The sequence below is a fragment of the uncultured Corynebacterium sp. genome, assembly GCF_946998835.1.
Classification (GTDB): domain Bacteria; phylum Actinomycetota; class Actinomycetes; order Mycobacteriales; family Mycobacteriaceae; genus Corynebacterium.
This window is the reverse complement of sequence record NZ_CAMQAZ010000017.1, coordinates 46,886-55,542: the sequence shown is the minus strand read 5'-3', so window position 1 is coordinate 55,542 and position 8,657 is coordinate 46,886. Positions and strand designations below refer to the sequence as shown.

Sequence of the window (8,657 nt, the reverse complement as noted above, 5' to 3'; positions counted from 1 at the left end):
AGCCGATCTCGCGGCCGCCGACGCCGATGTCACCGGCTGGGACATCGCGGTACTCGCCGATGTGGCGGTGCAGCTCAGTCATGAATGACTGGCAGAAGCGCATGATCTCCAGCTCGGACTTGCCCTTCGGGTCAAAGTCGGAGCCGCCCTTGCCGCCGCCAATCGGCAGGCCGGTCAGGGAGTTCTTGAAAATCTGCTCGAAGCCCAGGAACTTAATAATGCCGAGGTTCACGCTCGGGTGGAAGCGCAGACCGCCCTTGTACGGACCCAGCACAGAGTTGAACTGAACGCGGAAGCCGCGGTTGACCTGGACCTGACCCTGGTCGTCGACCCATGGCACGCGGAAAATAATCTGGCGCTCCGGCTCACACAGACGCTGAACCAAGCCGAAGTCACCGTAGTGCGGGTCCTTTTCCAGGACGACCTTCAGCGACTCCAGAACTTCTGCCACTGCCTGGTGGAACTCCGGCTCACCGGCGTTTCGGGTAAGAATCTGGTCATAGAGTCCCGAAACCTTCTGCTCGATATTCAAAATAAACCTCTCTGCGAAACCATTATGGCGCCCACGAAGAGCAAACCGTCCGCGGTTGTAAACCACTTCTCGGCTGCTGTAACTCGGTGGCACAGGTTGTGTGCACAAGGACTGGGCAACTGTTGATATTGAAGCGGACATAATTATACAACGGCATATTGCTGGCAAAACTCGCAGTGTTACGCGCTACACCCGCTGGCCAAGCCAATCACCGGCTCTGTGGAGTCTTACACTTTTCACCGATTAGGTAGGAAATTACCTAAATACGGCAACATTCCAGGGATACGTCGCAACAGATTCGAGCATTTCGTCAAACTCTCGCAGCACCGGGTCCGGGGGCAATTCTGCACGCGGAGTCAGTAGCTCAGACAGGTCCATAGCGAGTTCATTGAGCGAACCACCGTGCTGCTCAAAGCTCAAAAGATAGCGGAATACCTTCCTATCCCCGAGCGGTTCCTTCGGGTTCTCGCGCTCCCACTGCTCCACCAACTGCGCGTCGGTGTCCGCCGCTGCCACTGCGACATCCACATCACTAATCCGCCCGGCGCGGTCGAACTCACTCAACTTGGCACGAAATGCCTCGGCCAGCGTCTCCGATTCGGCTGGTTTCACAAGGCAGTGAAAAACAATTTTCGACATAACTCCACAGGCTAAGCCACGCGGGGCGGACTGACAATAGCCACCGTCGTCAAGCACCTGCCGTGGAATCGGCGCGCGCCTGTACACGCTAACGACGTAGTGTTGGTTTTATGCAGGCATTCAGCAATCCCCTCATCACGCTTGCCGACGGCACGGTGAAGCAAGTCAATCCTTTTTCCGGTACCCAGGTGTGGACCGTCCCTGGTCGAGGCAATCGGCCGCTGGGAATCAAGCACCCGGATCCGCAGCCGCTGACCGAGGAGGATTTCGGTTCCCGCGACTCCTTCGGCTGGAACAATCTGCTACAAACCCCGCCGGAGAAAGCCCGCGTGGTCATCGACGAATCAGTGTTCGGCGGCTACAGCACACTGACAGGAGTACTGCCCGACCAGCTCTTCGACACCACTGCCGAGTTCCGTCGCGTACCCAACCTGTTCGAAATCGTCTCCTATGACTACTGGGCGGAAAACTACGGCTTCGAGCCTGACCGTGAGACTCAGCAGCGCATGGAGGCCTACCTCGACGATTCGAAGGGCCGCGAGCACGTGCTCAATATCATCCGCACGCGCTACCGCGCCGCCGGACGCAGCGAAGAGGAAATCAGCGCGCTTTCCGACGAGGAATTGCTGCGCCGAGCCCCAAGCTATTTCGCTGGCGGCCACGATGTGATTGTTGCCCGTCGCCACTTTGTTGACGGTGCCACGCACGACAACCAGCTAGCTTCTTCTGGCACGCTGACCGTCGCCGAGCACCGCGCACTCATTGCGTTCACCGTCGAGTCGATTGCTGACCTGTACCGACGCAACCGCTACGTGCGCTATGTGGCCGCTTTCCAAAACTGGCTGAAGCCGGCCGGTGCCAGCTTCGACCATCTGCACAAGCAACTTGTAGCGATTGATGAGCACGGCGAGCAGCTCAAGCGCGAAGTGCAGGCGGTGCGCAAGAACCCGAATATCTACAACGAGTTCGCAGTGGACTATGCGGCGCGCCACAATCTGATTATCGCGGAAAATGAGCACGCGGTAGCCTTCGCTGGATTCGGACACCGCTACCCTACGCTGGAGATTTTCTCGAAGTCGGATATCTGCGAACCGTGGCTGCAAACCCGCGCTGAGATCGATGCGATGTCGGACCTGATTCACGCCTGCCATGCCGCTGCCGGCCCCACCATTCCGTGTAACGAGGAATGGCACCATCGGCCGGTCGATTTAGATGCCCGAATGCCCTGGCGTGTGATGATTAAGTGGCGCACCTCGAACCTGGCCGGATTTGAAGGCGGCACCAAGATTTATCTGAACACCATCTCCCCATGGGATTTGCGCGACCGCGTTGTCCCAGAGCTGTACCGTTTACGGGAGACCGGAAAGATTTCGGACAGCATTCACATTGCGACCGAGTGCCAGTGCCTGCCGAATTCGCTGAAGTACAATCCCCTCATCGAGGACGGAACGCGGCTGTAGGAGGCTGGCGCAGAGCAGAGAAAGAAGTTAGGAGTCTTAATCCAGGTGAGCAACAATGATGCACGACTTAGTGATGCACGACTGAGCCGTATTCGCGACCTCATCGCCACCCATCGAGTGCCGCTGGACACGCAGTGGGAAATCTACCGCTATCTGCACCAGCACCCGGAGCTGTCTCAGGCAGAGGAGAAGACAGCTGCGTACCTTGCCGGTGCTCTCCGCGAGATGGGAACTTACACCGTGCATGAGGGTATCGGTGGCCATGGTCTCGTTGGCGTCATGGAAAATGGTCCGGGCCCCACCGTGCTCTTCCGCGCTGACATCGATGCACTCCCTGTTTCTGAGGAAACAGGTGTGGACTTTGCCTCGTCTGCCACCGGTACTGCCCGCGATGGATCTGCTACCGCTGTCATGCACGCCTGTGGCCATGACATGCACATGACGGCCGGGCTTGGTTTGGCCAGCTTGATGGCAGCTACTAAGACTGAGTGGTCGGGTACCTTCATTGCCCTGTTCCAGCCCGCCGAGGAACTGGCCTGCGGTGCACAAGCCATGATTGACGATGGCCTGGCAGAACTCATCCCAACCCCAGATGTGTGCTTCGGCCAGCATGTTGTTCCCGGCCCCGCCGGTCAGGTTATGACCATGCCTGGCCCAGCACTCGCAGGTTGCGACACCATCAGCATCACTCTGACCGGCCGTTCGGCGCATGGCTCTATGCCTCACAACGCCATTGACCCGACGTACTTAGCAGCCGCAATCGTGCTGCGTCTGCAGGGAATTGTGGGCCGCGAAATTCCTCCCCACGAGTTTGGAGTACTGTCCGTCGGCACGCTGCAGTCCGGCAACTCGAATAACACAATCCCCGGTCAGGCTCGGATTGTGCTGAATATTCGCTACTACTCCAACGAGGTGCGCGCCAAGCTCATTGCGGGCATCGAGCGTGTTGTTCGTGGCGAATGCCTGGCTTCCGGCACCGAGGTTGAGCCGATGATTGAGTACTCCGATCACGGCGAAGTCACCGACAATGATCAGGAGGCGTTTGCCACAATCCGCCCGGTCATGGATGCGGTGCTCGGCAAAGACTCCACTGATGCTGTGCCGTGGACCGCATCGGAGGATTTCTCAGACATCCCGCGCGGTCTGAACTGTCCGTATGTTTACTGGACGGTTGGTGTCACACCTCGAGATCAGTGGGAAGCTGCCGTTGCCGCTGACCGCGTGGTCGAAGACGTGCCGTCGAACCACATGCCGACCTTCCTGCCTGACTTCGAACCGACTGCTGCATCTGCGACTTCGGCTGCAGCTGCCGCGGTTCTCTCCTACCTGGCGAAGTAGGGGTCGTTTGCCGGCGTGGCCGATTGCCGGCGTTGAACCTCGCCAAACACCCCAGCTTGATAAGCCCAAGCAAAAAGCCGGTAAGCCGAAAAGGGCTACCGGCTTTTCCCGCGTGCGAGAGAGTTAGCGTGCGTCCTCACCAATAACATGGACATGAATCATATTGGTGTTGCCCTCATTTCCAGGAGGGGTACCAGCAACAACAACGAGCGTGTCACCGGTGTCATAGCTGTCCATGCTCATGAGCTGCTCATCAATGACCTGCATAATCTCATCAGTGGAGTCAACCTGGCGCACCAAGAAGGTCTCCGCACCCCACGTCAACGCAAGTTGCGACCGAACCTGCTGGTTTGGAGTGAAGACCAGCAGCGGCAGACGGGAATGCAAGCGAGCCACACGACGAGCGGTGTCACCCGATGTTGTGAAAGCAACCATAGCGCGGGCGTTCAAGCGCTCACCGATATCGCGAGCTGCGTAGGAAATCACGCCACGCTTGGTACGCGGCATGTGAGTCAGCGCAGGAACTTCACCTTCGCGCTCAGCAGCAGTGACGATCCGAGCCATGGTCTTAACCGTGGTCTGCGGGTACTTACCAATCGAGGTCTCGCCCGAGAGCATCACAGCATCTGCACCATCGAGCACGGCGTTTGCCACATCAGAGGCCTCTGCACGAGTCGGGCGGGAGTTCGCAATCATGGAGTCGAGCATCTGAGTCGCCACAATGACCGGCTTGGCGTTCTCGCGGGCAATCTGAATAGCTCGCTTCTGAACCAGCGGAACATCTTCCAGCGGCACCTCAACGCCGAGGTCACCACGGGCGACCATCACAGCATCGAAGGCCAGGATAATGGCCTCCAGAGACTCGATTGCCTCTGGCTTCTCCAGCTTGGCGATAATCGGAACACGACGGCCAACCTCATCCATGACTGCATGGACCAGTTCGACGTCGGAAGGCGAGCGGACAAAGGACAGCGCAATAAAGTCCACGCCCAGTTTGAGGGCAAAGCGCAGGTCGGCGATGTCCTTTTCCGACAAGGCCGGCACCGAGATGTTCATGCCCGGCAGGGAAACACCCTTGTTGTTGGAAACTGGGCCACCTTCAATAACGCGACACACCACGTCATTGCCGTCTACCTCGATGCACTCCAGGCCCACCTTGCCGTCGTCGACAAGCAGGCGGTCGCCCGGGCGGGCATCTTCAGCGAGGTGCTTGTACGTCGTGGAGACGCGGTCGTGTGTGCCTTCGACATCGTCAACGGTGATGCGCACAATCTCGCCGTCGGCCCAGTACGTCGAGTCCTCTTTAAAGCGACCGAGGCGAATCTTTGGTCCCTGCAGGTCGGCGAGAATACCAACTGCACGTCCGGTAGTGTCGGATGCTTCACGCACCCAGCGGTAGTTCTGAGCGTGGTCCTCATGCTCACCGTGAGAGAAATTCAGACGGGCAACATCCATGCCGGCGTTGACCAGCCCGGTAATCCCCTCCAGCGACGCAACTGCTGGACCGAGGGTACATACAATCTTCGTTCGTCTAAGCACGGGCTCTAGCCTAGTCGCTTACTGCGCTACGCGTCAGTTGGAAACACTGCGGGCTTCAGCAGGGTCGCTTTCTCCTCTGACTTCCTCTGCGGTTTCACGGCTCTTGCCCCGCAGAATCCATAGAGCAATCACCGCACAGAGGAAGACCACTAGCGACGTGATGTTATTGATACGCACGCCGAACACAAGCGTTGCATCGTCAACGCGCATGAGCTCAATGAAGAAGCGCCCCAACGTGTAGGCCGCGACATAGAGCGCAAAGACTCGCCCGCCGCCCATCTTGAACTTGCGGTCCGCCCAGACAATAACCAGGCAGGCGAGGACGTTCCACACCATCTCGTAGAGGAACGTCGGGTGCACAACGGCTAGCACTTCGCCTGTCGACGTTCCGCTGACCGGGGCAACCCTGCCGAACTCATCGACTCGTTGGTAAATTTCCAGGCCCCACGGAAGTGACGTCGGGCCACCGTAGAGTTCCTGGTTGAACCAGTTGCCCAGGCGCCCAATGGCCTGTCCGAGAATGATGGCGGGTGCAGCCGCATCGAGCACAGGCGCAAACGGCACCTTCCGCCATTTTGCTACCGCCCACGCAGCTAGCACACCGAGTGCCACCGCTCCCCAGATGCCGAGACCACCGTTGGTAATCTTCAGCGCATCGGCAGGATTGGCGCCGGGGCCGAAGTACTTCTCCCAGTCGGTAGCGACGTGGTAGAGACGGCCACCGATGATGCCCGCAGGAATGACTGCGATGGCAATGTCGAGAACCAACTCCGGATCTCCACCCCTGGCCGCGTAGCGGCGCTGCATCCAGTAGATGCCGATGAGTACGCCGACCAAGATGGAAATCGCGTAGCCACGCAGCGGTATCCGTCCTAGCTGCCACACGCCCTGCGACGGGGAGGGAATGTTGGCCAGATATGTGGTTGCAGTCTCAGCGAGAACAAGGGTGGAACTCATAGATGCGCTAGCTCTCTCCTCGTACGCCCGCTGCGAGTTCGCGGGCGAGCGTTACCAGGTCATCGGTGCTCTTCATAGCAGCCTTAATCAGTGCCGAACCGACGATAACACCATCTGCGAACTCGGCAATTTCGGCGGCCTGTGCCCCATTGGAGACACCGAGGCCAACGCATACTGGTGTGTCGGTGACTTCACGTGTACGGGCGACCAACTTGCCAGCTGCCGAGTCAACGCTGGCCTGGGCACCTGTGACACCCATGTGGCTGGTGGCATAGACGAAACCGGTCGACGCGGTGGCGGTCAGCTGCAGACGCTCGTTGGTCGAAGACGGGGCTACCAACATGATGTTGGACAAGCCATTGGCTTCTGCCGCGCGCTGCCACTGGCCTGCTTCCTCGGGGATGAGGTCCGGGATGATGGTGCCACGACCACCGGCGGCGGCCAGATCTTCGGCAAAACGCTCCGGACCATACTGCAGAATTGGGTTCCAGTAGCTCATGACCACACAGGTACCGCCGTGCTCAGTGACTTCACGAACCACGCGCATAATCTCGCGGGTGCGGAAGCCCGCATCCAGAGCCACGTTGGCGGCATCCTGAATGGTTGGGCCGTCCATCATCGGGTCAGAGAAAGGCAGGCCGACCTCGATGATGTCGGCACCGGCGTCAACAATCGCCTTGATGTTCTCAATCGACTTATCTGTGGTCGGGAATCCCGCTGGGTAGTAGCCGATGAATGCGGCGCGGTTTTCCTCGCGAACCTTGGTAAAGACGTCGCTCAGACTCATTTAGGACTCCTCCATCAGATCAAACCACTTAGCAGCGGTGTCGACATCCTTGTCACCGCGACCGGAAACATTGACAATAATCAGTGGCTTACGCCCCAGCTCTTCACGCAGGTCGTCGCTGATAAGACGAGCTGCAGCGACCGCATGTGCGGACTCAATAGCGGGCAGGATACCTTCCATCCGAGTCAAATCCTGGAATGCCTGCATTGCCTGAGTATCGGTTACCGGCAGGTAGGACGCGCGCTCAATGTCGGCCAGGTAAGAGTGCTCCGGGCCCACACCCGGGTAATCCAGGCCGGCGGAAATCGAGTGGGACTCTGTAATCTGGCCGTCCTCGTTTTGCATCAGAGCTGCGAAGGAGCCCTGGAAAACACCCGGGTTACCGGCAGCTGAAATCGGGGCTGCATGGCGGCCGGTCTCAACACCGTCACCGCCAGCTTCAGCGCCAACCAATCGGACCGATTCATCGTCAATGAAGTGATGGAACGCGCCGATTGCATTAGAACCGCCGCCGACACAGGCCACGACGGCGTCGGGAAGCGAGCCGGTCTCGGCGAGAATCTGCTGGCGCGCCTCCGCACTGATAATGCGCTGGAAGTCACGCACCATTGTTGGGAATGGGTGCGGGCCAGCGGCGGTACCGAAGCAGTAGTAGGTGTCATCGGCATTGGAGACCCAGAAGCGCATGGCCTCATTGATCGCGTCCTTGAGGGTCTTCGAGCCAATCTCGACTTCGATGACCTCTGCACCGAGCAGCCGCATGCGGGCGATGTTGAGACGCTGGCGAATCGCGTCGACCTTACCCATGTAAATACGGCAGTTCAGGCCAAGCAGCGCACAGGCCGTCGCGGTTGCGACACCATGCTGGCCTGCACCAGTCTCGGCAATGATGTTCTTCTTGCCCATGCGCTTAGCCAGCAGTACCTGGCCCAAGACGTTATTAATCTTGTGGCTACCGGTGTGGTTCAGGTCCTCTCGCTTGAGCCAGACGTCAGCGCCAATGTCGGCGGAAAACTTCTCCGCGTAGTACAACGGTGAGGGGCGGCCGACATAGGTGCGCTGCAGTCGGTCGAGCTCATCGAGAAAATCCTGGTCAACACGGGCCTTCGCGTAGCCATCGGTGACCTCACCGATGACGGCCATCAGCGCCTCCGGCACGAACTGGCCGCCCCACTTACCCCAGTGCCCAATGGCATCTGACTCGTGGTTCGTTGTCTCCGCGATAACCTCACCCATCGTGGGCAGGCGGTCACCGCGGGCATCATGATTCTTGAAATCTTGGTCACTCACAGTTATCTATTGTGGACTATCCCCACCTGCCTCGGGGCATAAGGCCTAAGAAACTGTGGTGCGCCAGCACAACAGGTGTGCCGCGCTACCAAAGGAAGCAACTATCGCGGCGCAA

General features: G+C 59.0%; 8 protein-coding genes. 2 read left to right on the top strand and 6 right to left on the bottom strand.

Annotation, left to right across the window (positions count from 1 at the left end; genetic code table 11):
* On the bottom strand, positions 1-532 hold a 532-nt coding region (locus Q0U90_RS07295; RefSeq protein WP_297453035.1), incomplete at its 3' end, for a Glu/Leu/Phe/Val dehydrogenase dimerization domain-containing protein.
* A gap of 255 nt (positions 533-787) precedes the next feature.
* Positions 788-1,171, bottom strand: coding sequence for a hypothetical protein (locus tag Q0U90_RS07290; protein ID WP_297453033.1), 384 nt, complete (start codon positions 1,169-1,171; stop codon positions 788-790).
* Positions 1,172-1,281: 110 nt separating this feature from the next.
* Between Q0U90_RS07290 and Q0U90_RS07285 the strand changes: the two genes are divergently transcribed.
* Together Q0U90_RS07285 and Q0U90_RS07280 are read left to right on the top strand one after the other, a co-directional pair.
* Positions 1,282-2,631, top strand: a complete 1,350-nt coding sequence (locus Q0U90_RS07285) for a DUF4921 family protein (protein WP_297453031.1) — start codon at positions 1,282-1,284, stop codon at positions 2,629-2,631.
* An 81-nt stretch (positions 2,632-2,712) separates the two neighbouring features.
* A complete protein-coding gene (locus Q0U90_RS07280; RefSeq protein ID WP_297453043.1) occupies positions 2,713-3,969 on the top strand; it encodes an amidohydrolase in 1,257 nt (418 codons plus the stop codon).
* Between the two features lie 123 nt (positions 3,970-4,092).
* On the opposite strand, the gene pyk is transcribed toward Q0U90_RS07280, so the two are convergent.
* From pyk to trpB, 4 genes are read right to left on the bottom strand one after another with little or no spacing between them, the layout of a single operon-like run.
* Complete coding sequence (pyk, locus tag Q0U90_RS07275; RefSeq protein ID WP_297453029.1) at positions 4,093-5,508, bottom strand: pyruvate kinase; 1,416 nt, start codon at positions 5,506-5,508, stop codon at positions 4,093-4,095.
* A gap of 33 nt (positions 5,509-5,541) precedes the next feature.
* Complete coding sequence (lgt, locus tag Q0U90_RS07270; RefSeq protein ID WP_297453027.1) at positions 5,542-6,465, bottom strand: prolipoprotein diacylglyceryl transferase; 924 nt, start codon at positions 6,463-6,465, stop codon at positions 5,542-5,544.
* A 7-nt stretch (positions 6,466-6,472) separates the two neighbouring features.
* Positions 6,473-7,252 carry a tryptophan synthase subunit alpha gene (trpA, locus tag Q0U90_RS07265; RefSeq protein WP_297453025.1) on the bottom strand — a complete coding sequence of 260 codons (780 nt, stop codon included), beginning with the start codon at positions 7,250-7,252 and terminating at the stop codon, positions 6,473-6,475.
* Complete coding sequence (trpB, locus tag Q0U90_RS07260; RefSeq protein ID WP_297453041.1) at positions 7,253-8,488, bottom strand: tryptophan synthase subunit beta; 1,236 nt, start codon at positions 8,486-8,488, stop codon at positions 7,253-7,255. It abuts the gene before it with no gap.
* Positions 8,489-8,657 lie beyond the last annotated feature (169 nt).